We start from the raw sequence: 25,504 nt of genomic DNA on the forward strand, positions 1-25,504 counted from the left end.
ACCGAAATCGTCGAGACAACCGCAATCGCCGCTTAAGATCAACACACACGGATCAGTGCTGGCCGCCTCTTACACCACGCCAGCGGACGTGACCGGCGCTACCCGAGGCCGCCGCCTGCATTCACAGTCGGTTGCCGCCATCTGGGGCCACCGCCTGCACTCACCACCCGTCACCGCCGCCCACACTCACCTATCCTGCGACGGACATTGCTCGCCTCCCGTCCCCCAGGACTCCCCACATCGCTGCAGTGCTGCAGCCCGCTCATCCGGAGCCCAGCCAACGCGCTGGCACTCAGAATGTCGCGCCGCATCACAACACTCAACAGACCTAGGACTGAAAAGGAAAATCGACGCCTCAGACCTGGGTCCGAGATCTGAATTCGCGACGTAAGACCGAGGTCTGAGAATTGAGCGAAGACCGCCAATGTCCGCAGCTGAAGCGGTCGCATCCGATCCCCATAGGCCCCTCTGAGCTGGATTTATTGCGCCCTTCGCCCGCCCTTCAAATGGTGAAGGGTTCGCTCGAAACGGCGCCGAAAAACACTTACCGGTTCGAATCTGAGCCTGAAACAATTGACGCATGAAGGGGCAGCGAGGGTTATTCAGCAGAGCCGAATTGGCAACGATGCGCGACCGGACGGCGGCGCGGAACTATTCGGCCGCCAAGGACGAATTCCGCCGGCAGCACGAGCGCCATCGAGCGTGGGGATTGACGCAACGCCATGCCGAACGCCTGCGCCGCCTCGACGCCGCCCGCGCCGCTCACGCAGCAGAAGCCGAGCCCGAGACGGGAACGGCAGGGAGCGATCCGGGACCGAGCTCCGCGCCAAAGAACGGCGCCACCGTGAGCAACGTCCGTGCGGGCCACACCACTGCAGCCACCGACACCACTGCAGTTAGCGCGGTGGAGGACACTTCCGCAGGCTGTGGTCAGACCGAGAGCGGTACCCCGGGAGTCGGCAGCGGCGCCACATCGGCCGACGCGGCCAAGACCGGCACCGCACCAGGAGACGACCTACCGCAAGCCTCTCGACTAGTTTCGCGTCCAGTCGCCCACGAGACGCCGCCCGCAGAACCGGCGCGAGACCGGCCGGCCATCGAGGAGGCGACAGACCCCCGGCCCGGAAAGCAGGTCCACCAGCGAGAACGCGCTACGTTGCCCCAAGCCCAAGAATCCTTCGCCGCCGGTGGAGAGGCCGGACGCCGGCTCCGGCCACGCCCCGTCGCGCCGAATACCTGCATGTTTGCCGCTCGACATGGCACCACCGACGCTGGCGAAACCGGTGCAGTGCCGCGACCAGGGCCACCAATCCCCGTCAGGCATACACGATCCGCCCGGCCGCCGCCGTCCCATCTACCACCGCGCCCACCACGAACCAGCCCGCGACGGCCAGGCGGGTCGGGTCGATCCGGGCGGGCGCGTGCTCGGGACGCGGGGCGCACCGAGCCCAAGGCGCGGAGCACCCGGCACAGGGCACGGGACACGCGGCACGGGACACGGGACACGCGGCACGGGACACGGGACACGCGGCACGGGACACAGAGCACGGAGCACGGAGCCCAACGCACAGAGCACACCGGCCCAACGCACAGAGCACACGGCGAAGTGGCCAGCGACTGGGTGTGGCTTCGCTTGGCTCTGGGCGGGTTAGGACCAGATCGGGTGGTCCTTGGTGGCTAGGCGGCGGTAGTACGGGTTGGCTTCTAGTAGCTCGTTGTGGGTTCCCTCCGCCTGGACCATGCCTCCGTCGATCACCAGGACTCGGTCTGCTGCTCGGACCGTTGAGAAGCGGTGGGCGATCACCACCAGGGCGCATACCGCTGCTACCTCGTGGAGGGTCACGGCCAGGGCTTGTTCGCTGTCGGGATCGAGGTGGGCTGTTGGTTCGTCGAGGAGGATCAGGCGTGGGTTGGCCAGCAGGCATCGGGCGATCGCCACCCGCTGGCGCTGGCCTCCGGACAGCTGCCGGCCTCGGTCGCCCACGGGGGTGTCCAGGCCTCGCGGCAGGGCTGCCACTACGGCGGTCAGGCCGGTCATCTCCAATACCCTCGCCAGCTCATCATCGGACACCGGTGAGCGCGGTCCGGGCATGGAGGCCAGCCCGAACGCAGACGCGGACCCGGAGGCCAGGTCAGGCGCGGAGCCCGGCCCATATGCGGTGGTCGGCCCAGACGTGGACGCCATCCCGGACATGGACCCCGGCCCAGACGTGGACGCCATCCCGGACATGGACCCCGGCCCAGACGTGCGCGCCGGCCCAGACATCGGCGCCATCCCGGACGTGGACCCCGGCCCGGACATGGACCCCGGCCCAGATGCGGGCGCCGGCCCGGGCGTGGACGCCTGCGCGTGCCGTGGCGATCTGGCTGGGGAAACCGTGCCGTACAAAAGGTTTTCTCGTAACGTTCCGGCCAGCAACGGGCAGTCCTGTTCCACCAGGCCTACCGCTGTGCGATGCCTCGCGTACGGAGTGAAGCGCACGTCCCGCCCGTGCAGCAGGATCAGCCCACGGTCTGGCTCGTAGAAGCGCTCCGCCAGCGCGAAGATCGTTGACTTGCCTGCTCCGGAGGGGCCTACCAGGGCGATCTGGCCGCGTTCCGGGACCGTGAAGTTGATGCCTTTCAGGACCGGCCTGGCCGGGTCGTATCCGAACCAGACGTCTCGGAACTCCAGCACCGGGGAAGGGCGGCGCTGGACCGGGACCACCGCTACTGGCTGATCACGTTCGGTCGGGAGGGCCAGGACCTCGTTGATCCGGTGCAGTGCGCCGGAGCCCTGCTGGACCGCGCTGACCGCCTGGAAGATCTCGTAGATCGGCGCGGCCAGGTAGGTCATCGCCAGGGTGAACGCGACCAGCCGGCCCAGGCTGGTCTCGCCGGCGGCTACCCGGGTGGAGCCGACCAGCAGCACCGCCAGGAAAGATCCGCTCACGGCCAGGTCGTTCGTGGGGCCGCTCAGTGCGACCAGGCCGGCCATCCGCAGATTGGAGAAGTAGGCACGCCCGGCCGCCCGGTCGATACGAGCTGATTCGACGGGTTCGGCGCGGTTGGCGCGTACGGTTCGCACGCCGCCCAGGGCTCGTTCCAGGTCAGCGGTGAGGGTGCCTTCGGCGTTCTGCGCGGCCCGGGACGCGACCCGCAGCCGGCTCACCACGGCCAGCAGGCTGCCGACGGCGACGCTGAAGAGCAGCGCGACGATCCCGAGCAGCCACGGGTCCAGCACGCCGAGCAGGACGACGGTGGCGATCAGGCCGATCACGCCGGCCACGCCGGTGCCCAGGCTCTGCGCCACGAGAGTTTTGACGATCGTGGTGTCGCCGCAGGCCCGGGCGATCACGTCGCCGGTGCGGATCCGATCAAGAACGGACAGGCGTACGCGCAACACGTGGCTGGTGACGGTTCGGCGGAGATCGCGGGTCATCGTCTCGCCGGTGTACGCCTGCACCCAGCGGGCCAGGGCCAGCGCCGCTGCCTGCGCGGTGAACAGTCCGGTCAGGGCGGCGATCACCGGCCAGGGGACGTTCCCGCCGGCGGCCGCGTCGATCGCCCGGCCGGCGAGCAGCGGCTGGGCCAGGGCGAGTGCGGATCCGAGCAGGCTGAGCGCGGCGGCCAGGGCGATCCACCGGCGATACCCCCGGGTGAGTTGTCGCAGATCCCGCCAGCGGGCCCTGTCGGCGGAATCCGGCATAGGGCAGCTCCTCGGGAAATATCCCAGCAAAGTCCAGCAGAAGGGCAAAAAGACGAAGACCTGCCTGAACGCTAGGCACGCACCGTGACGGCCAGCAACCAGCCGATCACTCCCGACAGCCCGAGTCCGCCGCGGAATTCCCCCGCCCGAGCACACCGGCACCGACACGACCCGACCGCACCGGCACCGTTACAGCCCCAGCGCACCGGCACCGCTACAGCCCCAGCACACTCGCACCACCACGGCCCGATGACAGAATCCGGGCATGACGCTGCTCGCCGCACTCACCACAGGAGACGATCTCCCCGGCGCCGTCGCCGCCGGTGAGCACACCCTCTCCCGGCACGAGCTCCTCGGCTGGGCCTGCACGATCGCCGCGAGCCTGAGTGCCGAAAACGGTCAGACCACCGTCGCCGTCGACGCGCAGCCCGGGCTTCCCACGATCGCCGCGATCACCGGCGCGCTTCTCGCCGGCGTCCCTGTCGTCCCGGTTCCTCCTGATGCCGGTGAGCTCGAACGCGCCCATATCCTGCGCGACTCCCAGGCCACCCTGATCCTGTCGGACAACCCCGGCGCTGCCGGTGCTTCGGGCGTACCCACGCTGTCCATCAGTGACCAGAAACGGCCAGGAACCATGCCGCAGAAGGAGCCGGAAGCGCAGCGACCGGCTCTTGTGCTTTACACGAGCGGGACCACGGGGCCTCCGAAAGGTGTGGTCATCTCGCGGAAAGCCCTGGCAGCGGGCTTGGACGCGCTCGCCGACGCCTGGCAGTGGACGCCCGAGGACACGCTCGTGCACGGGCTTCCGCTGTATCACGTGCATGGGCTCGTGCTGGGCGTTCTCGGACCGCTGCGGCTCGGTGGGTGGTTGCGCCACACGATCAAACCCACACCCGAGCGGTACGCCTCAACACCCGGAACCATGTACTTCGGCGTCCCGACCGTGTGGTCCCGGGTGGCGAACGCCCCGGAGGCGGCCCGCGCGCTCAAGCCGGCCCGCCTGCTCGTGTCCGGAAGCGCCCCGCTGCCCTCGCCGGTGTTCGAAACGATCAAAGAGCTCGCAGGTCAGGCACCGGTTGAGCGGTACGGCATGACCGAAACCCTGATCACCGTGAGCGCCCGAGCCGACGGAGAAAGACGGGCCGGCCACGTCGGCACCCCACTCGCCGGCATCAGCACCCGTCTGGTGGACGAAAACGGTCAGCCCCTGCCCGCCGACGGCACCACCATCGGCCACCTCCAGGTGACCGGGCCGACCCTGCTCGACGGCTATCTGCGCGGCGACACCATCGAGCCACCCGCCCTGGACGACGGCTGGTTCCCGACCGGTGACGTCGCCACGATCGGCGCCGACGGCTGGCACCGGATCGTGGGCCGCGCCTCCACCGACCTGATCAAAACCGGCGGTTACCGGGTCGGCGCCGGCGAGGTCGAGGACGCGCTGCTGCTGCACCCGGCGGTACGCGAAGCCGCCGTGATCGGCACCCCGCACGCCGACCTGGGCGAACAGATCACAGCATTCGTCGTCACCGAAAGAGTCACTGCCAGCTCGGTCACCCCGGAGGAACTGATCAGTTTCGTCGCGCACCGCCTCGCCGCGCACAAACGGCCCCGCGTCGTCCGGCTCGTCGGTGAGCTGCCTCGCAACGGCATGGGCAAGGTGCAGAAAAAGCTGCTCCCCTCGCTGTGAACTGCCGATAGGCCGTTCATGAGGAGAGCAGCAGCCGTGCGTGTGCTCATCCTGGCTGTCATCTGGTTCCTGATCAGCACGGTGCTGGGCATCCTCGGCCGACGGATCGGGTCGCCGTCCTGGCTGCTCTGGCCGTCGACGATCGGCGCGGCCGTCACGTCGCTGCTGGCCTGCACTCTCGCGGTACGGACCGCGCGGGGGCCGGCCCGTGACTTCTGGCGACGGCTCGTCTGGGCCTGCGGCTGGCTGACCGTCGCGACGGCGGGCCAGGCGTACGACACTCTCAGCTCCGGCCTGCCTGTCGCGATGAGTCGGCTCACCGCTGCCGGTTACCTGATCGCGGTCGGTTCCGCCGTACTCGCCCTGGTCCGGTTGCCGAGGCCGAGCCGGGCCTGGCGGGCGAGTGTGGCGATGTTCCTGGACGTCGCGATCGTCGGCGTCGCCGCCAGCATGGGCGTCACCCACTTCCTCTGGAACACCTCGATCCCGGCCGCGAACGGCCAGCCGGCGGCGGCGCTGATCGGCATCGTCCTGTTCGTGGCCTGCGCCGCGGTCGTGGCCGTCGTCAAGGTCGGCATCGCCCGCAGCCGGGCCGTGAACCGCGCCGCCCTCTGGACCCTCGCCCCGATCGGCCTGATCGCCCCGCTCGCCTGGACGGTGGCGCCGCTGTTCGAGGGCCGGCCGTATCTCAACCCGACCGTGGTGACCCTGCCCACCTGTGCCGTGTTCTTCGCGGCCGCGGCACTCATGCAGATCCGCGCCGACAGCGGCCCGCCGGCCCCGCCGGCAGAGGTCGACCAGCCGGGTCACCTGGGAATCTGGCGGCACATCAGCGTCGTGCCGTACACGGCCGTCGCGGTCACCGTCACCATGCTGGTCGTCCTCACCCTGCGCCACGGGCAGCTGTCGGCCGGCATGGCCGGTGGCTCGGTGGTGCTGACGCTGCTCGTGATGATCCGCCAGTACGCCGCCCTCTCCGACAACAATCTGCTGCTCGACCGGCTCGATGCGCAGGCCAACCACGACGATCTGACCGGCCTGCCGAACCGGCGGTTCTTCACGGCTGCTCTCGCCGCGCGTACCGGCACCACCACGGTCGCGGTCTGTGACCTGGACGGGTTCGCCGCCCTCAACGACCGGCTCGGCGACGAGGCCGGCGACGCCCTGCTGCGGGCCGCGGCCGAGCGCGTCCGCACGGCGGCCGGACCCGATGCGGTGGCCGCCCGGCTGCTGGGCGACGAGTTCGGGATCCTGCTGCCTCGCCAGACGTCCGAGGTCGCGGAATCCATCCTGCAAGCTTTCCGCAGCCCACTACGCGTCGACGGGCACGACCTGCTCGTCACCGTGACGGTCGGCTACGCTTCCGGCAGCCGCGCCGAGGTCCCGGACCTGCTGCGCCGCGCCGAACTCGCCCTGCAGGCCGCGAAACTCACCGGCGCGAACCGCTCCCGCGAACACTGCACCGAGCTGGACGCGACCGCGGAACACCACGCCGAACTGGCCGCCGCGCTGCGCCGAGGCCTCGACCGTGGCGAGTTCCGGCTGCTCTACCAGCCCATCGTCGAACTGCCCGCCGGCACCATCGTCGGCGTCGAGGCCCTGGTCCGCTGGCACCCGTCCGACGGCCCGGTGGTCTCGCCGGTCGAGTTCATCCCGGTCGCCGAGCACAGCGGCCTGATCATCGACCTGGGCGCCTGGATCATCAACCAGGCCTGCGCCGACGCCGCCGGCTGGCAGGACCGGCACGGCGACGCCGGACCCCGCGTCAACATCAACGTCTCGGCCCGCCAGCTCCTCGACCCGGACCTGCCCGGCCTGGTCGCCGACGCCCTCTCCCGGCACGGGCTCGCGCCCGAGCGGATCACCATCGAGATCACCGAGACCGCCGTCTTCGCCGGCGGCGTCGCCTTGAGCACGGTGCGTGAGCTGCGCGAGCTCGGCGTCGGCATCGCTCTCGACGACTTCGGTACGGGACACAGCTCCCTGACGCTGCTGCGAACCTGCCCGGTGACCACGCTGAAGGTCGACAAGTCGTTCATCGACGACCTGAACGGCACGGCGGAGCAGGAGGCGATCGCCACGTCGCTGAGCACGATCGCCGCGACGCTGGGCCTGCGCGCCGTGGCCGAGGGCGTGGAGACCCGCGAGCAGGCGGATCGGCTGGTCGAGCTGGGTTACCGGTACGCGCAGGGCTACTACTTCGCCCGGCCCGCACCGGCCGCCGACATCGACGCCGCCCTGACCGCGCCGGCCCTGGTCGCCTAGTCCAGATCCTCGTCGAGGTCCTGCTCGGGGACGTCCTCCGGCTCGCTCACCCACGCGGAGAAGACCGGCACGCCGTGCCACGGGCTGTCCTCGCCCGCGGTGACCGCGACGACCGCGTGCGGATGGCCGAACCGGAGCTCGGCGAACCGCGCCAGACCGCGTTCGGGCAGGCTCCCACCGACCCGCATGGTGGTCAGCCCCGCGGCCTCGAACCCGGCACGCCCGTACCGGGCCACGGTCACCTGGACCGCCTGGAGCTCGTCGCCGCCGAGCAGCCGGCCCGCCACGTCGAAACCGAGGCCCGCCGCGGACAGGTCGTGCTCACCCGCGGCCGTCCAGCACGGCAGGACGGCGGAGTGCTTGTCGTCGTCCCCGTACGCCGTCCCCTCCCAGATCCGCCACAGCGGCGTCTCACCGAGCGGCAGGTCGCGCAGCGGTACGCGTACCTCCTGCTGCCGGCCGCGCGCCACCAGGACCGCGATCTCCTGGGCGGCCGCCAGCACCGATAACGCGGGCACATCGTCGGCGGCGGCCACCGAGACCACGTACAGAATCGCGTGGTCCCGGACCGCCGGCGCGGCGTGCACGATCACGTGGCCGGCGTCGCGGGTGCGGGCCACGAAGGTGCCGCCGTTGCTGTACCCGTGCAGAACATGGGTGAGCGACGACGCCCACGGGCTGGTGTCACCGAGCTGCGACGCGGACGTCACGGCGAACTGGTTCTCCCACGGCACCCTGGTCGCGAGCGCGCCGGCCAGCATCAGCAGGGTGCGCGGATCAGGGCCGCCCGGGAACCTGTCGATCAGGCCGAGGGTGTGCTCGCGCGCCCAGCGATCCAGCCCGGCCTTGTCCGGCACCGGGCCGAACTCGGTCGCCTCGGGCAACGCCTCCCGCCAGGCCTGCTGATCGGTCGCGTTCGCCGTGTGCCACATCGCGGTGGCCGCCGCCACCAGCGGATGCGGCTCGTTCAGCAGCGCCGCCGCCATCTCCGCGGCACGCGCCGGCTCCACGCCGAGCGTCTCGGCCAGCTCACCGCCGGTGTCTCTCGCCGCCGTCAGCGCGAGCAGCAGCCACGCGCCGAGCGGGGACGCCACGTGATGGGAGTCCCCGATCGTCTCGTGAAGCCGTGCCGCGTACCGTCCGAGCGCGCCGATCAAATCCTCATCCATGATCAACGAATCATAGGTCTCGATCCGCCTCCGCGACGTCCTCCGGCTCACTCACCCACGCCGAAAAAACCGGAACACCATGCCATGGTCCATCAGGCTGCCCGGTCACGGCGACGACGGCGTACGCGTGACCGAACCTCAGCTCCGCGTACCGGACTGCGGTCTCCGGAGGCAGGGACGTCGGGTACATGTACGCGCTGACGGCCGCCGCCTCGAACCCGAACCGGCTGTACCGTGCCACCGCCGTCTGCTTCGCCTCGAACCGGCCGGCCGGGGCGGTCAGCAGCCGCCCGAGCACCCGGGTCACGGCCGGGAACCCCAGGGCCGGATCGGCGGCCAGGTCATGATCGCTCTGCGCCGACCAGGCCGGCAGCAGCGCCGTCGTGAACTCGGTCCGCCGCTCGTGCCGGCGCTCCTCCCGGATCGTCCAGAGTGGCGTCTCACCGAGCGGCAGGTCGAACAGCGACATGGGGGCCGGCTCCGGGGTGAGTGCGATCTTGTAGGCCGCGGCGATCACCCGCTCCGGCGTGACATCGGGAGCCGCGGCCACCGAGATCACGGACAGCCCACCGGCCGGCGCCACGTGCACGATCACGTCGCCCGCCTCAGCGGTGCTCGCGATGAAGGCCTGGTGGCCGTGCTCCGGGGTACGCAACACCGTGGTGAGCCGCCCGGCCCACTCCCCGCCCAGCTCCGCGGCGGGCGCCGGCGTGAACGGCTCGGTCCACGAGACCTTGGTCGCCAGGGCGCTGGCGAGCAGCAGCAACAGGTCCGGCGCGGGTTCGCCGGGGAACGTCTCGATCAGGCCATAGGTGTGCTCACGCGCCCACGCGTCGAGCTCGGCCTTGCTGGGCAGCGGCCCGACCGTGGTCGACTCCGGCAGCGGCCAGCCCTCCAGCCCGCTCACCCCTTGGGCGTGCCACACCGCGGTGGCCGCGGCGACGAGTGGGTGCGGCTCGGCGAGCAGGGCGGCGGCGATCTCGGCGGCCTGTTTCGGCGCGACACCGAGAGCGTCGGCGAGATCGGCATCATCAGGCGCGGCAGAGGCGGCCAGTGCCAGCAGCAACCACGCGCCGAGCGGCGACGCGATGTGGTGCCGGTCGCCGGCGGTGGCATGCAGCCGTGCCGCGTACCGGGACAGTGCGGTGGTCCAGTTGTCGGACATCGCTTCATCCTTCCCGAACGAGGAGGTCGGCGACCACTCCGAAGTGGCCGGCGGCCCAGACGGCGTCGACGGCCGGGCGGCAGTCCGCCACGTCCAGGGTGCCGTCACGGACCATCACGTATTCGACGCGGCGGCCGATATCGCCGGGGTGCGCCGCCTCCCAAGTGTCCTGATAGGTGACCGAGAAGCCGTGCGCCGCCTGCCGGCCGGTCCAGAAACGGACGCTCGCCGAGTCCGGTGTGTCGCCGAAATCCCCGGCCAGGATCGTGTGCGGGCGCCGCCCGGCGAACCGCTCCTCGACGATCCGCGCGCAGAGCACGGCCTGCGCCTCACGTTCGGCGTCCTGCCCTCGCCGCTGCGCCGGCCGGTGGTGGACGAAGAAGAGCGGCCCGGCCGGCACCTCCACCTCGGCGATCACGGCGGCCGGCAACGGCGGGTCCGCCCGCCCGGAGACGTGCAGGTCGATCTCGGACACCGCGCCGAGCGGCCACCGGCTCGCCAGCACGGCGCCAACACCATCTTCGGTACGCCGGGAGTGCCGGGCCAGGTGATAACCGGGCCCGAGAAGGTCGGCTGCCTGGTCGTACCCTCGTCCCCAGACCGTCTCCTGAAGCGCGACCAGGTCCGGGCGCAAGGCCGCAAGGCCGTCGCGCAGCACCGGCCGGCGCCGCTCCCAGTCGGCGTGCGCGGGCGAGAGAAGATTGAGGGTCATGATTCTCAGAGGGGTCGGGGGCATATCGCTCGGGTTACCTCAGACGGCCGGCTCAAACGCGCGGCCGCCGGGCGCGAGTACCGTTTCTCCCATGATCCCTTCCTGCCCCGAATGCGGTACGCCCGGCGTGCCGCTGCTCTTCGGCCTCCCCGTACCGGAAGCGATCGACGCCGCCGACGACGGTGACCTGGCCCTGGGCGGCTGCGTGATGCGCGACCCCACCCCGAACTGGCAGTGCCCCGAGGGCCACCAATGGCGCGACGCCGACGAGCAGGCGTACGACCACCACCTGCTCACCGTCCTGAGCGCCCACGGCTACCGCACCGACGCCAGCTGAGTTCGTGTCCCCCGACGGCGCGGGGCGTTGTTTCGTTCCTGTGCGGTTCGGCCGTCCGATCAACCTGTGCGATTCGGCCGTCCGATCGATCTGTCCTGTCCGGTCGACCGCGAACTCATGAGTTCCCGGCGGCCGCCGCGAGTGGCGTGCCGATCTCGGGTGAGCCGTGAGTTCCCTGGCGACTCGCTGCCACCATGATGGCGGAGAGCGCCGGATCTTGGAGACCGGTGGGTCACCTGGGTTGTGGCTTCGGCTCACCAAGATCTGGCGGACCCGTTGACAGACGCTGACTCTGCGCGACGGCCCGGTGAGGCGAGTGACGCAGGCGCCAGCCGGTCCGGCTGGCGCTCAGTGCTGTAGACCCGGCCGCGCGACAACACTGACAACCAGCCGGACCAGCCGGACGCGGGAGCGCGCCAGCTCGCGGAACGGGTCAGGGCCGCAGCGTGAGTCAGGGCGCACACAACGCCAACGTGTGCCCGGGTCCACGCCCTGGCCGTGATGAAGTCACACAAACCGCAACCGTGCGACCCCAGCCACGTCCACCCAGGCCCACCGTGCGCCCCCAGCCACGCGGGCCGCATACCCAAGCCCAAGCCCACCGTGGGCCCTCGGCCCGCCTCCGCGACACGGACGTTGATCAGCTGGCTCTTCGCCGGCCCCGCGTGCCGATTCCGAACAGGTGGCGGGCCTCCACTGAAGGACGCGAAACGGCCCGCTCTCCCTGACCGCCGGGAGAACGGGACCGCTGAGGGAACAGGACCGCTGAGGGAACGGATCGGCGAGAACCGGCCGTCAGCGGGCGCTGTGGGCCAGCTCGCGAACCTCGGCAACCGGCTGTGCCGGGGTCTGGCCGCGCCGGCTCAGCAGGGCGACCGCTCCCAGCAGGACCAGCAGCGCACCTGCGAACCAGGTCATCACGGTGACCGCCGGCAACGACTGCGTCGCCACGCCCAGGCCGATCGCCGGGACGCCCAGGCCGAGGTACGCGATCAGGAACAAGCCCGCCAGCGCCTCGCCGCGTTCCGCCGGGGCCGCCGATGCCGCGACCGCGCCGACCGCCGCCTTGAAGAGGACGCCCGCTCCGATGCCGGCCGCGACGCCGCCGATCAGGAAGGCGGCCAGGCTGGCCGTGTGCATGCCGGCCACCAGGGTGACGATGCCACCGGCCTGGGCCAGCAGGCCGAGCCGGGTCTTCGCCGGTCCGCTGAGCCGGCCGGTCAGGGCCTGTGCCGCGGCGGCCGCGCCGAAGACCGCGAAGACGATCGCTCCGGCCAGGGCCCGCGACGAGTGGTGCAGGGTGCCGGCGACGAAGCCGGGTGCCAGTGAGGTGAAGACGCCGAAGACCGCGAACGAGGCCAGCGCCGACGTTGCCGCGGCCAGGTAGACCGTGCGGTCGCCGTGGGCGCCGATGCGCTGCGGGCGGTACGCGTAGCGGCCCGGAACCCGGGTGACCGTCTCCGGGGTGAGGGCCACGGCCACGATGCTCACCGCGAGCAGGCCGATGAAGACGAGGTACGGCGTACGCAATGGGGCGTACACAAATTGGGCGAGGAGTCCCGCGAGGAGCGTGCCCAATCCCAGGCCGCCGCTGTTGGCGGCGGTCGAGACCACCTCGAAGCGCTGGCGGGACGCGCCCGGCCGGTGTGCCGCGTGCAGTTCGGAGAGGTGTGCCGTGGCGGTCGCGGTGATCATGCCGACGCCGAGGCCGGTGACGAACCGGGCGGCGAGCAGGACCGGCAACGACGTGCTGGTGAGGAAGAGGACCGCGGCGAGCAGCTCCAGGGCGAGTGCCGGGATCAGGATCGTCTTGCGGCCGAGCCGGTCGGAGACGTGCCCGGCGAGCAGCAGACTGATCACCACGCCGACCGCGTAGACGGCGAAGACGATCGTGACGGTGAACGTGTCGAAGCCGTCCTGCTTCATGTACAGCGGGTACAGCGGTGTGGGCACTGTCGAGAAGGCCATCGCGGTCAGGAACGCGAGGGCGATCGACCAGAAGCCGAGGTGAAGCCGGGCGGGCGAAGCGGTCATGTCCTCACTGTCGCTCGCGCCAACTATCAAGAACAACGAAAGATATAGCTTGTACGCATCACCATCGTTGATACTTGAGCGCGTGGAACTGCGTCAGCTGGAGTACTTCGTCGCGGTCGCCGAGGAGCAGAGCTTCACCCGGGCCGCGACCAGGCTGTTCGTCGTCCAGTCGGCGGTCTCCGCGGCGGTCAAGGCCCTGGAGCGCGACCTCGGCGCCGCGCTGCTGGAACGCAACTCGAAACGGGTCCTGCTCACCGACGCCGGCGCCGCACTGCTCCCCCGCGCCCGCTTCGCCCTGGACGCGGCCCGCGAGGCCCGCGACGCGGTCGCCGAGGTGCGCGGCGGCCTGAGCGGCACACTGCGCATCGGTACGCTCACCTCGATCCGGATCATCGACCTGCCGGCGATCCTCGGCGAGTTCCACCGCCGGCATCCCGGTGTGCTGCTGCGCACCATGGCCGCGCCGTCCGGCTCGACCGGCCTGATCGAGGCGCTCACCGACCACCGCCTCGATCTGGCGTTCGTCTCCCTGCCCGGCGCCAAGCCGCGTGGCGTGCGGCTGATCGAGCTGACCCATTCCGTGCTCGACCTGGTCGTTCCGGACGGTCATCCGCTGGCTGCTCGCGACACCGTCGAGATCACCGAGCTGACCGGGCTCGACTTCATCGACTCCCCGGTCGGTTACGGCAACAGGTCGGTCACCGACCGCGCGTTCGCCGCGGCCGGCGTGCCCCGCCGGGTCACCATCGAGATCGCCGACATCGGCACCGGAGCGGCCCACGTCCGCCACGGGCTCGGCATCACGCTGCTGCCCCGGTTCGTGCTGGGAGACGAACCCGGTGTCGCCGTCATCCCGGTCACCGGCGCCGACCTCACCTGGCCGCTGTCGCTCGCGATCGCCGACGACCGTACGCCGGGCGCCGCCGCCCGGGCCCTGATCACCCTGCTGACCGAGAGAATCACATGACCCTCTACGTCATCGTCTGCGCCACCGGGCCCGCGCCCGGCGTCGGCGACCTCGTCACCCAGGCTCAGCAGCAGGGCTGGGAGGTGCAGGTCGTCGCCACCCCGCTCGCGCTCGGCTTCATCGACGTCCCGGCGCTGGAGGAGCTGACCGGCCGTCCGGTGCGCAGCCGATACCGCCGGCCCGACGAGCCGAAACCGCCCCGGCCGGCCGCGATCGTGGTCGCGCCGGCCAGCTTCAACACGGTCAACAAGTTCGCACTGGGCATCGCCGACACGTACCCACTCGGTCTGCTCGCCGAGGCGCCCGGCCTGGGCATCCCGGTGGTGGTGCTCCCGTCGCTCGGCGAGGCCCTGTGGCAGCGGCTGCCGTACCAGCGCAGCGTCGCCCAGTTACGCGCCGAGGGGGTACGGGTCCTCGACCCGCCGACCGTCACCGACCCGTTCCCCTGGCACCTGGCGTTGGAGCACCTCAGCCCGTGATCAGTCTCCGACGGCCTTGAAGAGCGCGGCCACCTCGGCCGGCGACAGGTGCCGGAAGTGGCCCGGCCGCAGGTCACCCAGGCGGATCGGGCCGACGGCGGTACGGATCAGCCGGGTGACCGGGTGACCGACCGCGTCCATCATCCGGCGGACGATGTGCTTGCGGCCCTCGTGCAGGACGATCTCCACCTGCGCGGTCTTGCCCATCGCGTCGACGAGGCGGAAGTTGTCCACCTTCGCCGGGCCGTCCTCCAGCTCGATGCCACCCTGCAGGTTGCGGCCGACGCTGCGCGGCAGCGGTCCGACGACCTCGGCCAGGTAGGTCTTGGAGATCTCGTACGACGGGTGCATCAGCTTGTGCGCGAGCCCACCGTCGTTGGTGAGCAGCAGCAGGCCCTCGGACTCGGCGTCGAGCCGGCCCACGTGGAACAGCCGCTGCTCGAAGTTGGCGCCGAGGAAGTCGGCCAGCTCGGTGCGGCCCTTCTCGTCGTCGAGGCTGGAGACGACGCCACGCGGCTTGTTCAGCGCGACGTAGACCAGCTTGGTGTTGGTGATCACCCGCTGCCCGTCGACGTGGATCTCCGCCGTGGCGGGGTCGACCTTGTCGCCGAGTTTGGCGACCCGGCCGTTGACGGTGACGCGCCGCCGGAAGATCAGGTCTTCGCAGGCGCGCCGGGATCCAACACCGGCCGCCGCCAGGACTTTCTGGAGGCGTTCGGCGGTGTCAGCCTGAGGCATCAAGTACTTCTTCCACATCGTCGGGCAGGAACGGGGCGAGCGGGGGCAGCTGGTCGACCGTGTTCAGGCCGAGCTTCTCCAGGAACAGCACGGTGGTCCGGTACAGGTATGCCCCGGTTTCCGGCTCCGTGCCGCACTCCTCGATGAGGCCGCGAGTGACCAGCGTACGCATGACACCGTCACAGTTCACACCGCGGATGGCGGAGATGCGCGAACGAGTCACCGGCTGTTTGTAGGCCACCACCGAGAGTGTCTCCAGCGCGGCCTGCGTGAGCCGCACCGACTGCCCGTCCAGCACGAACCGCTCGACGTACGGCGCGTACTCCGGCCGGGTGTAGAGACGCCAGCCACCCGCGACCCTGCGCAGGTCGATCCCGTTCCCGGCCGCCGTGTACCGCGCCGAGACGTCCTCCAGCGTGCGCGCGATCCGCTCGACCGGCTGCTCCATCACCTGCGCCAACTGCAACTCGCCTACCGGCTCGTCAACCACCAGCATGATCGATTCGAGCGCCGCCGCCAGTTCCGCGTCGTCAAGATCAGGGAGGGTACGGACGTCAGCCTCGTCAACCGCATCAACGTCCACCCGTGGCCCGCGGGCCTGGGCCGGCACCGTGACCACGACAGGCGCGACGATCGCGGCCACCGGCGCGGGTTCGGCCGGAGCGTCGTCGTGAGCGAGCTCGACATCGACCGGCTCGATCTCGGTCGGCGCGTCCACCGGGACGTGCTCGCCGTCGTCGAACTCGTCGGCCTCCGGATCGTCCGCTTCCGCGGCCTCCTCGACCGCTCCGGGCAGCGGCAGCTCCGGGCCCGGCTCGACATCGGTCGGATCCGGCTCGTCGTCGAAGTCGCCGTCCTCGTCCTCCGGGAACTCCCGGGGAGCGTCCACCGCCTCGGCGGCGTCCTGGTAATCCCGGTCCGGTTCCCGCCGGCGCTCCCACGGCGGAACCCATGCCGCCGCCTGCGCGGCCAGGGATTCCTCTTGCTCCTCGCTGCTCACGATGTCTCCTCCACGCCGTCGCCCTCGACAAGATCACCATTGACGGGGCGCTCGTCAAGCTCAGCGGCGCCGAGTTCGTCCGAATCGGTGTCCTCTTCAGCATCATCGGACGCGTCATCGTCCGGCTGGGCGGGATTCTCGTCCTCGGGGGCCGGCTTCGTACCCTCGTAGTCGTCGATGTCGAGCTCGGCGTCGGCGGCGTCCTCACCACCGATCCAGCGCACCGTCATCTCCTCCAGCGACACCGGCTGGTCGAACTCGATCAGCCCCTCGCGGTACAGCTCCAGCAGCGCCAGGAACCGGGCCACCACCTCAAGGGTGTTCTCGCAGTCCGCGATCAGCAGGCTGAACGTCGCCGAACCCGCTCGGCGCAGCCGGTCACGCAGCAGCGCCGCGTGCTCCCGGACACTCACCCGCACCTGGTGGATGTGGGCGATCGAGACCTGCGGCGGACCCGGTTTCGGCAGGAACTGCTTCAGCGCCAGTTTCAGGAGTCGTTCCGGTCCTACTCCGAGAACCAGTTCCGGTAGCGCTTCCGCGTACCGTGGCTCCAGGGTGACCAATCGCGGCCAGCGACGCGCGCCGCTCAGCTCGAGTTCCGCGATGTGCGCGGCCGCTTCCTTGTACGCCTTGTATTGCAGCAGTCGCGCGAAGAGCAGGTCGCGCGCTTCCAGCAGGGCGAGGTCCTCCTCGTCCTCGACCTCGGCGGCCGGCAGCAGGCGGGCCGCCTTGAGGTCCAGCAACGTCGCCGCGACCAGCAGGAACTCACTCGTCTCGCCGAGGTCCCAGGCGTCACCCATCGCCCGGATGTAGGCGATGAAGTCGTCGGTGACCTGATGCAGGGCGATCTCGGTGACGTCCAGCTTGTGCTTGCCGATCAGCTGGAGCAGCAGGTCGAACGGGCCGGTGAAGTTGGCCAGCCGCACCGTGAACTTGCCGGAATCGGTCTCGGCGGGAATCTCAGCGATCTCCTCGACCGTGTCGGTCGGTGGCTGGGCAGGCTCGTGCGGCACGTGCCGACCGTAGACCATGTCTGTGACGAGCTGATCCGGGCTCACGCTGTCATTTCCTCCGCCTTGATCGCCGGACAGCTTCCGCACGTTCCAACGTCGCAAAGCGTGACCGGTTGCTGCTCTCCGGTTACGCTGCCGCGATGAGGTCACTGATCTCCCCGCGCCTCCTGCTTCGCGAGTGGGAGGAGAAGGACGCCGGGTTCGTCCTCGACATGTACTCGCGCTGGGACGTCATGCGCTATCTCGGCGCCGATCCACAGGTGCTCACCGACCTGGACGGGGCGCTCGCCCGGCTCGCGACCTGGCGTGATCGGCAGGACGAAGTGCACACCGTCTGGGCGATCCAGAACCGGCAGACCGGACGGCTGCTCGGCGCCGCGTTCCTGGTCAGGCTGCTTGCCTCCGGCAAGCCACTCACCCCTGCGGTGGAGACCGAGATCGGATGGCACCTGCACCCGGACGCCTGGGGGCAGGGGTACGCGACCGAGGCGGCGAATGCCGTGATGGCGTACGCGGCCCGATCCGGCATCTCCCCGGTGCTGGCCGTGACGAACCCGGAGAACACGGCCTCCCAGGCGGTCTGCCGTCGTCTGGGGATGCGGCATATCGGGTCGACCGATCGGTACTACAACATGACCTGCGAGCTGTTCACCACGTGACGCACGGGCCGCCCCGCGCGTTCTCGCGGTGGCGGCCCGGTCGATCAGTTCTTCGTAGTGCTTACTTCTTGGCCTTGACGACCTTCGCGGTCTTCACGGTCTTCGGGGCCTTCTCGACCTTGACGACCTTCGGGGCCTTGACGACCTTGGGGGCCTTCGCGACCTTGGGGGCCTTCGCGACCTTCGGAGCCTTCTCGGCCTTGACGACCTTGGCCGGCTTCTCGACCTTGACGACCTTGGGGGCCTTCGCCGCCTTGGGGGCCTTCGCCGCCTTCGGGGTCTTGGCCTCGTCCGTGACCGTGGCCTTCGCCTTGACAGCCTTGGCCTTGACCTCGTCCTTGGCCTTCACGGCAGCAGCCTTGACGTCCTTGACCTTCGTCGCCACAGCAGCCTCCTCTCCGTCGTCGATAGCGCGAGACCGGGGCGGCCTGCGTGCGAGAAACTGTAGATGCCAATGCGAAATGTGTCGTTAGTCAAACCGTATTGAGATGTTCACCATCGGCTTTCGCACCGATATACCACATTCCCAGCGCCCCCAAACCGCGTGTCGACTTGAGGTGCAATCCCCACCCGAAATCGACACGCAGAACCCACTCCGCCCGGCCGCCAGGCCAACGCCGCCAGCAGAGCACCGCAGTCGGCAGGGCAACGCCGCTGTCAGGGCACCGCGGGTCGGCAGGGCAACGCCGCTGGCAGGGGCAACACCGCTGGCAGTGCGTGCCGGCCGGTCGGGTCCGGCCCTTGTCGGGGGTCCGGCCTTGTCGGGGGTCCGGCCTTGTCGGGGGTCCGGCGTGGTCGGGGGTCCGGCGTGGTCGGTGCCGCAGTTCGTCGTTGCCGAGCGGCGAGCCGTAGCTCAGCCGTGGAATGGGGCAGCGATAACGTGCCCGAACTACGGCTCGCGCCTCTCGGCCGTAGCCCAGCCACCTTATGAGCGTCCGATGACATGTCCGAGCTACGGCTCGCCAACCGGTCGGCGCGACCCACCAGCCGGCACGTCCAGCAGCCGACACGGCCAGCAGCCGACACGGCCAGCGGTCGAAACGTCCGGCGGTCGGGTCCGGCTGGCCTTGGATCTAAGTCGACACGCTCCGGGCCGCCCGCCGCTGCGTGTCGACTTTGGGTGCGTATCGAACCCTGAATCGACACACTCACGCTGAGCGGCGCGTTGTTGGGCCGTGGAGCCCGTCCGGGTGTGGTTCGGGGGCCACGATTGCGGCGGGGTGCCGTTGCGGGACCGGTGCGGGGAGCCCGTCCGGGTGTGGTTCGGGGGCCACGATTGCGGCGGGGTGCCGTTGCGGGACCGGTGCGGGGAGCTGGCGCTCTCACCTGCCCGGGCTGCGGGGTCGCGACGCTGGACTCTCGCGAACCCCGCCCATTCTGCGACGAGTGCCGACAGCGCAGGCCCACTCACCGGCAGACACGGTTAACGGGACGGTTTTTCGGGGTGGGGGCGGGGTAACGGAAGAAGCATGTCTATTTTGGATGATCCAGGGCTGTTCGGGCGCCAGTGGGCTGCCCATTACGACTCCCCCGGCAACCCCGACCCGGCCGACGCGGTCGCGTTCCTGGCGGGGCTCGCCGGCCGTGGGCCCGCCCTGGAGCTTGCCATCGGCAGTGGGCGGGTCGCCGTTCCGCTGGCCGCTACCGGGATCGCGGTCGAAGGGATCGAGGCCTCGCCGGAGATGGTCGCGCTGATGCGGGGAAAGGGCGGCGGCGAGGACATCCCGGTGGTCATCGGTGACATGGCCGATGTCGCCGTGGACGGGGAGTTCCCGCTGGTCTTCCTGGTCTTCAACACGCTCTTCAACCTGACCGTGCCGGGGCGGCAGGAGGACTGCTTCGGCAACGTCGCCCGGGTTCTCGCCCCGGGTGGGCGGTTCGTGATCGAGGCCTTCGTGCCGGACGAGCGGAAGTTCGATCAGGATGAGTGCGAGGTTCAGGTCTGGGAGGTCACCGAGGACGTGGTCAAGGTGCGCATGCATCGGTACGACCGGACGGCCCAGACGTTTCTCCGGCAGACGCTGAAATTCACCGACGGCAATGTGCGGCTGGAGCCGTTCGGGATGCGGTATCAGTGGCCGGAGCAGATCGACGCGATGGCCGAGGCAGCCGGGCTACGCCTGGAGGCGCGGTACGCCGACTGGAAACGGACGCCGTTCGGGCCGGATAGCACCGATCACATCTCGGTCTATCGGAAACAGGCGTAGCGGTAACGCGTACCCAAGAAGGTTTTAGGCCCAGACCCGCAGGAAGAGGACGCCCAGGAAGTCCAGCACCATGTTGAGCAGGGGATATCCGGTCGGGAAGAAGGCGAAGATCAGCAGGAGGAGGACCCCGATGTTCTTGTCCTCGAACCAGAGACGCATCCAGGCCATGCTGGCGCCGGGGCGGCGCAGAGCGTTCCACATGATGCCGAAACCGTCGAGCGGCGGGATCGGGATGAGCGCGAGCAGGCCGAACGCGAGCAGGCCCACGCCGAACGACAGCAGGAACTGCTGGGCAGCGGGCAGGGCGACGCCGCGCAGGATGTCGCCGAGACCGGCTTCGGCCAGCACGAACGCGGCGGTGTCCGGGAAGACGAGTGCGTAGATCGCGATCAGCAGTTCACCGGCGAGGATGCAGGCGACCGGGCCGGCGATGAAGACCGCGGCGGCGCGGCCGCGGCCGCGGTAGCGCGGGACCTCGTCGACAGTGAGCTGCTTGCCCCAGCCCATGCCACCGACGGCCGCGGCGACCGCGCCGAACGGGTCGATGTCCTCGCGAGGGGTCAGCCGCCACGAGATCCGGCGTTCGGCCAGGCCGACGGCGCGTGCGGTGAAGCGGATGGCGATGGCTCGAAGCGCCAGGCCGAACAGGAAGGCGAGCAGCAGGGCGACGAACGCGACCGGCTCGCCGAGGGCGAACAGCACGGGTGTGGAACCTAGCCTCGTTCTGCCTTTGCGGCGATGACCTCGCGAGCGAGCTGACGGTAGTTACGGGCGCCGGACGACGCCGGGTCGAGCGAGGTGATCGGCGCGCCCGCGACTGTCGACTCGGGGAACTTGACGGTCTTGGTGATGACCGTCTGGTACACCTTGTCGCCGAACGCCTCGACCACACGCTGCAGCACCTGGCGGCAGTGCGTGGTGCGGGAGTCGTACATCGTCGCGAGGATGCCCTCGAGCTCCAGGTCGAAGTTGAGCCGCTCGCGCACCTTGTCGATCGTGTCGAGCAGCAGCGCCACACCGCGAAGCGAGAAGAACTCGCACTCGAGCGGGATGAGCACGCCGTGCGCGATCGTCAGCGCGTTGATCGCCAGCAGGCCCAGCGAGGGCTGGCAGTCGATCAGGATGAAGTCGTATTCCTTACGGACCGACCGCAGCGCCCGGGCCAGGGCCATTTCCCGGGCGACCTCGTTGACCAGCTGGATCTCGGCCGCGGAGAGGTCGATGTTTGCCGGGAGCAGGTGCAGGCCCGCCACGTCAGTCTTGATGATGACGTCCTCGGTGGCGACGTCGTCCTGCATGAGCAGGTTGTAGACGCTCAGGTCGAGGTTGTGCGGGTTCACCCCGAGGCCGACCGAGCAGGCGCCCTGCGGGTCGAAGTCGACGAGGAGGACCTTCCGCCCGTACTCCGCCAGGGCCGCACCCAGGTTGATGGTGGTCGTCGTCTTGCCGACGCCACCTTTCTGGTTCGCCAAGGCGATGATCCGCGCCGGGCCGTGCCGATCGGTCGGCATCGGCTCGGGGATCGGGCGGCGCATCGTGTACGCCGTGGGGTCCGCCGGACCCAGGTCAGCGCCGAGGTCGAGGGAGTTCTGCTGCTCGCGGAGCGTCGATGTCCAGGCCTCCGCACGTTCGCCGTTACCCGACATGACCTCACCCCCCTCCCGACTGCTGATGCCCGACTGTACGCCACGCGTGCCGCCCCTTTGGGGTCAGCCGTTCGGCGTGTCGCACCTGTGGGTACGCATCCATCAACGAGCGCGCGGGTGAGAAGTGGCGTACACCTCGCGGAGTCGCTCGACGGTCACCAGCGTATACACCTGCGTCGTGGTTACCGAGGCATGTCCCAACAGTTCCTGAACGACCCGTACATCGGCACCTCCGTCGAGCAGATGCGTGGCGTAGGAGTGACGCAGGGTGTGTGGCGAGACGGCGTACGGTCCCTCGGTCTGCAGACCCGCTTCGCTCGCGCAGCGGTGCAGGACGGTCCAGGCGCTCTGCCGGGAGAGGCGGCCGCCGCGGGCGTTCAGGAAGACGGCCGGAGTGCCGCGGCCGTTCTCGCTGAGGATCGGGCGGGCCCGGGTGCGGTAGGCGTCCAGGGCGTTGCGCGCGTAGCCGCCGATGGGAACGAGCCGGCTTTTCCCGCCCTTGCCCCTCAGCGTCACGTCTTCCAGGTCCACATCGTCGATGTCCGCGCCGACCGCCTCGGAGATCCGCGCCCCGGTGCCGTAGAGGAACTCCAGCAGGGCACGGTCGCGCAGGCCCAGTGGTGAATGCGTGTCCGGTACCGCGAGCAGCCGGTTCACCTCCTCCACGGCCAGGGCTTTGGGGAGACGTTTCGGTGGCGCCGGTGGGCGTACCTCAGCTGTCACGTCTTGGGCCACCAAGCGCTCGCGGACCGCGAAGCGATGCAGCCCGCGCACGGCGCTGATGGCCCGCGCCGCCGAGGACGACGCGAGGCCGCTCTCGCGCAGCCGGGTCAGGTGGCCGGTGACGTCGGCGAAACGCACCCCGGCCAGGTCGGTGATACCCGACTCGGCCAGCTCACCGGCGTAACGCTCCAGGTCACGCCGGTAAGAGGCGAGCGTGTTGCGGGACAGGCCCCGCTCCACGCCCAGGTGGTCGAGGTACGTGTCGATCGCCTGCTGAACACTCAGCGGAGCACCTCCGTCAGCGGTATCGAACGCATGCCGTGCGCCTCCGCGACCGGTCCGTAGACGACCTGCCCGTCGAACGTGTTGAGACCACCGGCCAGAGCCGGATCGGTCCGCAGCGCGTCGCGCCAGCCGCGATTGGCCAATTCCAGAGCGTACGGGAGAGTCACGTTCGTCAGCGCGTACGTGCTCGTGTGCGGCACCGCGCCGGGCATGTTCGCCACGCAGTAGAACATCGACTCGTGCACCCGGTACGTCGGATCGTCGTGCGTCGTCGGCCGCGAGTCCTCGAAACAGCCACCCTGGTCGATCGAGATGTCGACCAGCACGCTGCCCGGCTTCATCCGGGCGACCAGGTCGTTGGAGATCAGCGTCGGCGCCTTCGCACCGGGCACCAGCACCGCCCCGATCACCAGGTCGGCGTCGAGGACGGCTTTCTCCACCTCGTACGCGTTCGAAGCGATCGTCTGGATGTGCCCTCGATAGTCGGCGTCGACCGCGCGCAGCCGGGCCACGTTCTTGTCGAGCAGCAGCACCTCGGCCTGCATGCCGAGCGCGATCGCCGCCGCGTTGAGCCCGGAGACGCCGGCGCCGATCACGACGACCTTGGCCGCGTAGACCCCGGGCACGCCGCCCATCAGCACGCCGCGGCCACCACCCTGCCGCATCAGGTGGTAGGCGCCGACCTGCGGAGCGAGCCGGCCGGCCACCTCGGACATCGGCGCCAGCAGTGGCAGCGAGCGGTCCGGCAGCTCGACGGTCTCGTACGCGATCCCGGTGACCTTGCGGTCCAGCAGCGCGTCGGTGCACTGCTTCGAGGCGGCCAGGTGCAGGTAGGTGAAGAGGACCTGACCGGGCCGCATCCGGTGGTACTCGTCCGGGATCGGTTCCTTGACCTTCAGGATCAGGTCGCCGGTCTCCCAGACCGCGTCGGCGTCCGGCAGGATCGTCGCGCCCGCCGACTGAAAGTCACCGTCCGTGATCGAGGAGCCCACCCCCGCACCGGACTGAACGAACACCTGATGGCCCCAACGGGCCAATTCGTAGACTCCCGCCGGGGTGATCGCCACCCGGAACTCGTTGTTCTTGACCTCTTGGGGAATGCCGACCCTCATCAGCCGACACCGTCCTCTCTCAACGCTGAGCTGGTCCTCTTTGCGCGGAGAGTACCCCCGTGTGCCTGTAGTTTCGTCGCTTCAATCCCGGGATACCCCTCTTGGCGGCGAGGGGGTACGGTCGCCCGATGATCGGCCTTCCGTGGCTTCTGGTCGATGAGACCATCGATGACGGTGACAACGTCGTCGCGGCGTGTGCCGACATCGACGGGTTGTTCGCTCCGGTGAGCGAACCGCCCCTGGAGCGTTACTCACTGCTCGATTGCCGGCCCACCGGCAGGCTCCGCGCGGCCTGCGACGGCACGGGTCCTCTGTGGGTGGGCAATATCGGTCTGGAAGCGCTCGGGTCGCCTGATCTCGATCAGGAGCTGCTGGACGTGACAGTGGTGTCGGCTCTCCGGGAGTCGCGGCACGGCCCGCTCGACGTGGTGCTGTCCGGGCGGATGCGAGCGGGAACCCGCAAGAGCCCCGACAAGATGGGCTACAAGCTGGCCGGGGTCGGCTTCGATGAGGACTTCGGGTTGTGCGGCGACATCGACGGCGTCTGCCGGCAGCCACCCGCACCGCTGCCCCGCCCGGCCACCCTGCTCGGCTGCCGGCCCGGCACCCGGCTGCAACGTGCCATCGACGCCCTGGAACGCGGCGCCGCCTCCCGTCACCGCCGCTGGGTGCACGCGTCGGTCTTCAGCGTCGCCCACGACGGCACCGCCACCCGGCTGCTCGACGCCGGCCTCGGCGCCGAGGTGTCCGCGGTCCGGCCATCGTCGCTCGGTGAGGGTCTGGTCGACGTGGAGTTCCAGCCGACGTACGCCGACGCGATCGGGCCGCCGCGCCCGCAGCACGCCGGTGACGTGTGGGAACGCTGGCGCGACGGGCGTCCGGCGATGCTCGCCAGCTGGGCTTCCTACGATCGCGAGCTGCGCCAGGAGTGGGCCGGCGCGGCCCTCGCCCACCACCGGCACGGCGTTGACGTCGCGGACGGCGTCTTCGAACTCGACGGACGGCACATCACCGACGAAGAGGGCTTCTACTGCGCGATCGGCGAGGCGGTCAACGGCCCCGGCGGCTACTTCGGATGGAACCTCGGCGCGCTGCACGACTGCCTCCAGGGCGGCTGGGGCGCCGCACCCGGATTCCAGCTGATCTGGCACGACTCGGCGATCGCGCGGGCTTCGCTGAAACCGGGCTACGACCGGCGGTGGTGGGCGCCGGCGCTGACCATGGACCAGCTCGTCGGACTGCTCACCGTCGCCGGCGTGGACGTCGATCTACGATAGATTTCGGTCATGCGCTCGAATCGCGATTTCCTGGCGCGGGTGGCGCATTTCCTCGCTGCCGATATCGTCCAATCCGCATGAGGTGGTGCAGCGGATTGATCCGGCGCCGTGGGTCGTCCATGTGGACAACCTGGTGCATGCTGACCTGCGGGGTTCTGAATTTTCAGCCGGCCGGGTGTGATGTGCCTTCTCGCGATCCTGCAATTCGTGACGGCGTATTGCATCGTCGATACGCTCATGTCTTCTCTTACGGCGGGAAGCGCCCAAGCCATTTCCACGGTGACGGCACATAACGAGCGGGCGGTGCAGGGAGCGGCGTTTTATACGGCCCGGGGACT

At 69.9% G+C, this 25,504-nt stretch carries 21 protein-coding genes; 8 read left to right on the top strand and 13 right to left on the bottom strand.

Going from position 1 to position 25,504, the window contains the following annotated elements:
- Positions 1-1,648 precede the first annotated feature (1,648 nt).
- Positions 1,649-3,688, bottom strand: a complete 2,040-nt coding sequence (locus tag B0I29_RS43645; protein ID WP_111655080.1) for an ABC transporter ATP-binding protein — start codon at positions 3,686-3,688, stop codon at positions 1,649-1,651.
- Positions 3,689-3,953: 265 nt separating this feature from the next.
- Here B0I29_RS43645 and B0I29_RS43650 point away from each other — a divergent pair, with 265 nt between their 5' ends.
- Both B0I29_RS43650 and B0I29_RS43655 read left to right on the top strand, forming a co-directional pair.
- Entirely contained in the window at positions 3,954-5,378 is a 1,425-nt protein-coding gene (locus B0I29_RS43650) for an AMP-binding protein (RefSeq protein WP_111655081.1), read from the top strand.
- A 36-nt stretch (positions 5,379-5,414) separates the two neighbouring features.
- Positions 5,415-7,643: a putative bifunctional diguanylate cyclase/phosphodiesterase gene (locus B0I29_RS43655; protein WP_245973201.1), complete on the top strand. Its 2,229-nt coding sequence runs from the start codon at positions 5,415-5,417 to the stop codon at positions 7,641-7,643.
- Here the strand turns inward: B0I29_RS43655 and B0I29_RS43660 are convergent.
- The 3 genes from B0I29_RS43660 to B0I29_RS43670 are packed head-to-tail and all read right to left on the bottom strand — an operon-like array spanning position 7,640 to position 10,689.
- On the bottom strand, positions 7,640-8,812 hold the full coding sequence (locus B0I29_RS43660) for a hypothetical protein (RefSeq protein WP_111655083.1): 1,173 nt from the start codon (positions 8,810-8,812) through the stop codon (positions 7,640-7,642). The genes B0I29_RS43655 and B0I29_RS43660 overlap by 4 nt on opposite strands.
- Before the next feature lie 10 nt (positions 8,813-8,822).
- Positions 8,823-9,977: a hypothetical protein gene (locus B0I29_RS43665; RefSeq protein ID WP_111655084.1), complete on the bottom strand. Its 1,155-nt coding sequence runs from the start codon at positions 9,975-9,977 to the stop codon at positions 8,823-8,825.
- Positions 9,978-9,981: 4 nt separating this feature from the next.
- On the bottom strand, positions 9,982-10,689 hold the full coding sequence (locus tag B0I29_RS43670; protein ID WP_181558286.1) for an endonuclease/exonuclease/phosphatase family protein: 708 nt from the start codon (positions 10,687-10,689) through the stop codon (positions 9,982-9,984).
- Between the two features lie 91 nt (positions 10,690-10,780).
- Between B0I29_RS43670 and B0I29_RS43675 the strand changes: the two genes are divergently transcribed.
- Positions 10,781-11,026: a hypothetical protein gene (locus B0I29_RS43675; protein WP_111655086.1), complete on the top strand. Its 246-nt coding sequence runs from the start codon at positions 10,781-10,783 to the stop codon at positions 11,024-11,026.
- Between the two features lie 795 nt (positions 11,027-11,821).
- Here the strand turns inward: B0I29_RS43675 and B0I29_RS43680 are convergent.
- Positions 11,822-13,060, bottom strand: a complete 1,239-nt coding sequence (locus B0I29_RS43680) for an MFS transporter (RefSeq protein ID WP_181558287.1) — start codon at positions 13,058-13,060, stop codon at positions 11,822-11,824.
- A gap of 82 nt (positions 13,061-13,142) precedes the next feature.
- Between B0I29_RS43680 and B0I29_RS43685 the strand changes: the two genes are divergently transcribed.
- Both B0I29_RS43685 and B0I29_RS43690 read left to right on the top strand, forming a co-directional pair.
- Complete coding sequence (locus B0I29_RS43685; RefSeq protein WP_111655087.1) at positions 13,143-14,027, top strand: LysR family transcriptional regulator; 885 nt, start codon at positions 13,143-13,145, stop codon at positions 14,025-14,027.
- Positions 14,024-14,506: a flavoprotein gene (locus B0I29_RS43690; protein ID WP_111655088.1), complete on the top strand. Its 483-nt coding sequence runs from the start codon at positions 14,024-14,026 to the stop codon at positions 14,504-14,506. Before B0I29_RS43685 ends, B0I29_RS43690 begins: the two co-directional genes overlap by 4 nt.
- Here the strand turns inward: B0I29_RS43690 and B0I29_RS43695 are convergent, their stop codons facing one another.
- Genes B0I29_RS43695 through B0I29_RS43705 form a run of 3 tightly spaced genes read right to left on the bottom strand, consistent with a single transcriptional unit; the run spans position 14,507 to position 17,275 of the window.
- Positions 14,507-15,262: a pseudouridine synthase gene (locus B0I29_RS43695; RefSeq protein ID WP_111655089.1), complete on the bottom strand. Its 756-nt coding sequence runs from the start codon at positions 15,260-15,262 to the stop codon at positions 14,507-14,509.
- The gene (scpB, locus tag B0I29_RS43700; RefSeq protein WP_181558288.1) at positions 15,231-16,244 is read right to left on the bottom strand and encodes an SMC-Scp complex subunit ScpB; all 1,014 of its coding nucleotides are present in this window, start codon (positions 16,242-16,244) and stop codon (positions 15,231-15,233) included. Before scpB ends, B0I29_RS43695 begins: the two co-directional genes overlap by 32 nt.
- On the bottom strand, positions 16,241-17,275 hold the full coding sequence (locus tag B0I29_RS43705) for a segregation and condensation protein A (RefSeq protein WP_111655112.1): 1,035 nt from the start codon (positions 17,273-17,275) through the stop codon (positions 16,241-16,243). The genes scpB and B0I29_RS43705 overlap by 4 nt, the downstream gene beginning before the upstream one ends.
- 122 nt (positions 17,276-17,397) lie before the next feature.
- Between B0I29_RS43705 and B0I29_RS43710 the strand changes: the two genes are divergently transcribed.
- The gene (locus B0I29_RS43710) at positions 17,398-17,916 is read left to right on the top strand and encodes a GNAT family N-acetyltransferase (protein WP_111655113.1); all 519 of its coding nucleotides are present in this window, start codon (positions 17,398-17,400) and stop codon (positions 17,914-17,916) included.
- Between the two features lie 61 nt (positions 17,917-17,977).
- Here B0I29_RS43710 and B0I29_RS43715 read toward each other — a convergent pair whose 3' ends face one another.
- Positions 17,978-18,301 (bottom strand): hypothetical protein, encoded by a 324-nt coding sequence (locus B0I29_RS43715; RefSeq protein WP_146617100.1) that lies wholly within the window; start codon positions 18,299-18,301, stop codon positions 17,978-17,980.
- Positions 18,302-19,385: 1,084 nt separating this feature from the next.
- Here B0I29_RS43715 and B0I29_RS43720 point away from each other — a divergent pair.
- Entirely contained in the window at positions 19,386-20,123 is a 738-nt protein-coding gene (locus B0I29_RS43720) for a class I SAM-dependent methyltransferase (protein ID WP_111655091.1), read from the top strand.
- A 24-nt stretch (positions 20,124-20,147) separates the two neighbouring features.
- Here B0I29_RS43720 and B0I29_RS43725 read toward each other — a convergent pair whose 3' ends face one another.
- From B0I29_RS43725 to ald, 4 genes are all read right to left on the bottom strand, one after another.
- Positions 20,148-20,825 carry a zinc metalloprotease gene (locus tag B0I29_RS43725; protein ID WP_111655092.1) on the bottom strand — a complete coding sequence of 226 codons (678 nt, stop codon included), beginning with the start codon at positions 20,823-20,825 and terminating at the stop codon, positions 20,148-20,150.
- An 11-nt stretch (positions 20,826-20,836) separates the two neighbouring features.
- Complete coding sequence (locus tag B0I29_RS43730) at positions 20,837-21,769, bottom strand: ParA family protein (RefSeq protein ID WP_014446189.1); 933 nt, start codon at positions 21,767-21,769, stop codon at positions 20,837-20,839.
- Positions 21,770-21,871: 102 nt separating this feature from the next.
- The gene (xerD, locus tag B0I29_RS43735) at positions 21,872-22,777 is read right to left on the bottom strand and encodes a site-specific tyrosine recombinase XerD (RefSeq protein ID WP_111655114.1); all 906 of its coding nucleotides are present in this window, start codon (positions 22,775-22,777) and stop codon (positions 21,872-21,874) included.
- Positions 22,774-23,889 carry an alanine dehydrogenase gene (ald, locus tag B0I29_RS43740; protein ID WP_111655093.1) on the bottom strand — a complete coding sequence of 372 codons (1,116 nt, stop codon included), beginning with the start codon at positions 23,887-23,889 and terminating at the stop codon, positions 22,774-22,776. The genes xerD and ald overlap by 4 nt, the downstream gene beginning before the upstream one ends.
- A 128-nt stretch (positions 23,890-24,017) precedes the next feature.
- Here ald and B0I29_RS43745 point away from each other — a divergent pair, with 128 nt between their 5' ends.
- Positions 24,018-25,166, top strand: coding sequence for a barstar family protein (locus B0I29_RS43745; protein WP_111655094.1), 1,149 nt, complete (start codon positions 24,018-24,020; stop codon positions 25,164-25,166).
- The last annotated feature ends 338 nt before the right edge of the window (positions 25,167-25,504 follow it).

The organism is Actinoplanes lutulentus (assembly GCF_003259845.1).
Classification (GTDB): domain Bacteria; phylum Actinomycetota; class Actinomycetes; order Mycobacteriales; family Micromonosporaceae; genus Actinoplanes; species Actinoplanes lutulentus.

Coding starts and splice junctions, on each gene's coding strand:
- B0I29_RS43645 (WP_111655080.1), bottom strand. CDS start 3,688: ATGCCGGATTCCGCCGACAGGGCCCGCTGGCGGGATCTGCGACAACTC.
- B0I29_RS43650 (WP_111655081.1), top strand. CDS start 3,954: ATGACGCTGCTCGCCGCACTCACCACAGGAGACGATCTCCCCGGCGCC.
- B0I29_RS43660 (WP_111655083.1), bottom strand. CDS start 8,812: ATGGATGAGGATTTGATCGGCGCGCTCGGACGGTACGCGGCACGGCTT.
- B0I29_RS43665 (WP_111655084.1), bottom strand. CDS start 9,977: ATGTCCGACAACTGGACCACCGCACTGTCCCGGTACGCGGCACGGCTG.
- B0I29_RS43670 (WP_181558286.1), bottom strand. CDS start 10,689: ATGACCCTCAATCTTCTCTCGCCCGCGCACGCCGACTGGGAGCGGCGC.
- B0I29_RS43675 (WP_111655086.1), top strand. CDS start 10,781: ATGATCCCTTCCTGCCCCGAATGCGGTACGCCCGGCGTGCCGCTGCTC.
- B0I29_RS43680 (WP_181558287.1), bottom strand. CDS start 13,060: ATGACCGCTTCGCCCGCCCGGCTTCACCTCGGCTTCTGGTCGATCGCC.
- B0I29_RS43690 (WP_111655088.1), top strand. CDS start 14,024: ATGACCCTCTACGTCATCGTCTGCGCCACCGGGCCCGCGCCCGGCGTC.
- B0I29_RS43695 (WP_111655089.1), bottom strand. CDS start 15,262: ATGTGGAAGAAGTACTTGATGCCTCAGGCTGACACCGCCGAACGCCTC.
- B0I29_RS43705 (WP_111655112.1), bottom strand. CDS start 17,275: ATGGTCTACGGTCGGCACGTGCCGCACGAGCCTGCCCAGCCACCGACC.
- B0I29_RS43710 (WP_111655113.1), top strand. CDS start 17,398: ATGAGGTCACTGATCTCCCCGCGCCTCCTGCTTCGCGAGTGGGAGGAG.
- B0I29_RS43720 (WP_111655091.1), top strand. CDS start 19,386: ATGTCTATTTTGGATGATCCAGGGCTGTTCGGGCGCCAGTGGGCTGCC.
- B0I29_RS43730 (WP_014446189.1), bottom strand. CDS start 21,769: ATGTCGGGTAACGGCGAACGTGCGGAGGCCTGGACATCGACGCTCCGC.
- ald (WP_111655093.1), bottom strand. CDS start 23,889: ATGAGGGTCGGCATTCCCCAAGAGGTCAAGAACAACGAGTTCCGGGTG.
- B0I29_RS43745 (WP_111655094.1), top strand. CDS start 24,018: ATGATCGGCCTTCCGTGGCTTCTGGTCGATGAGACCATCGATGACGGT.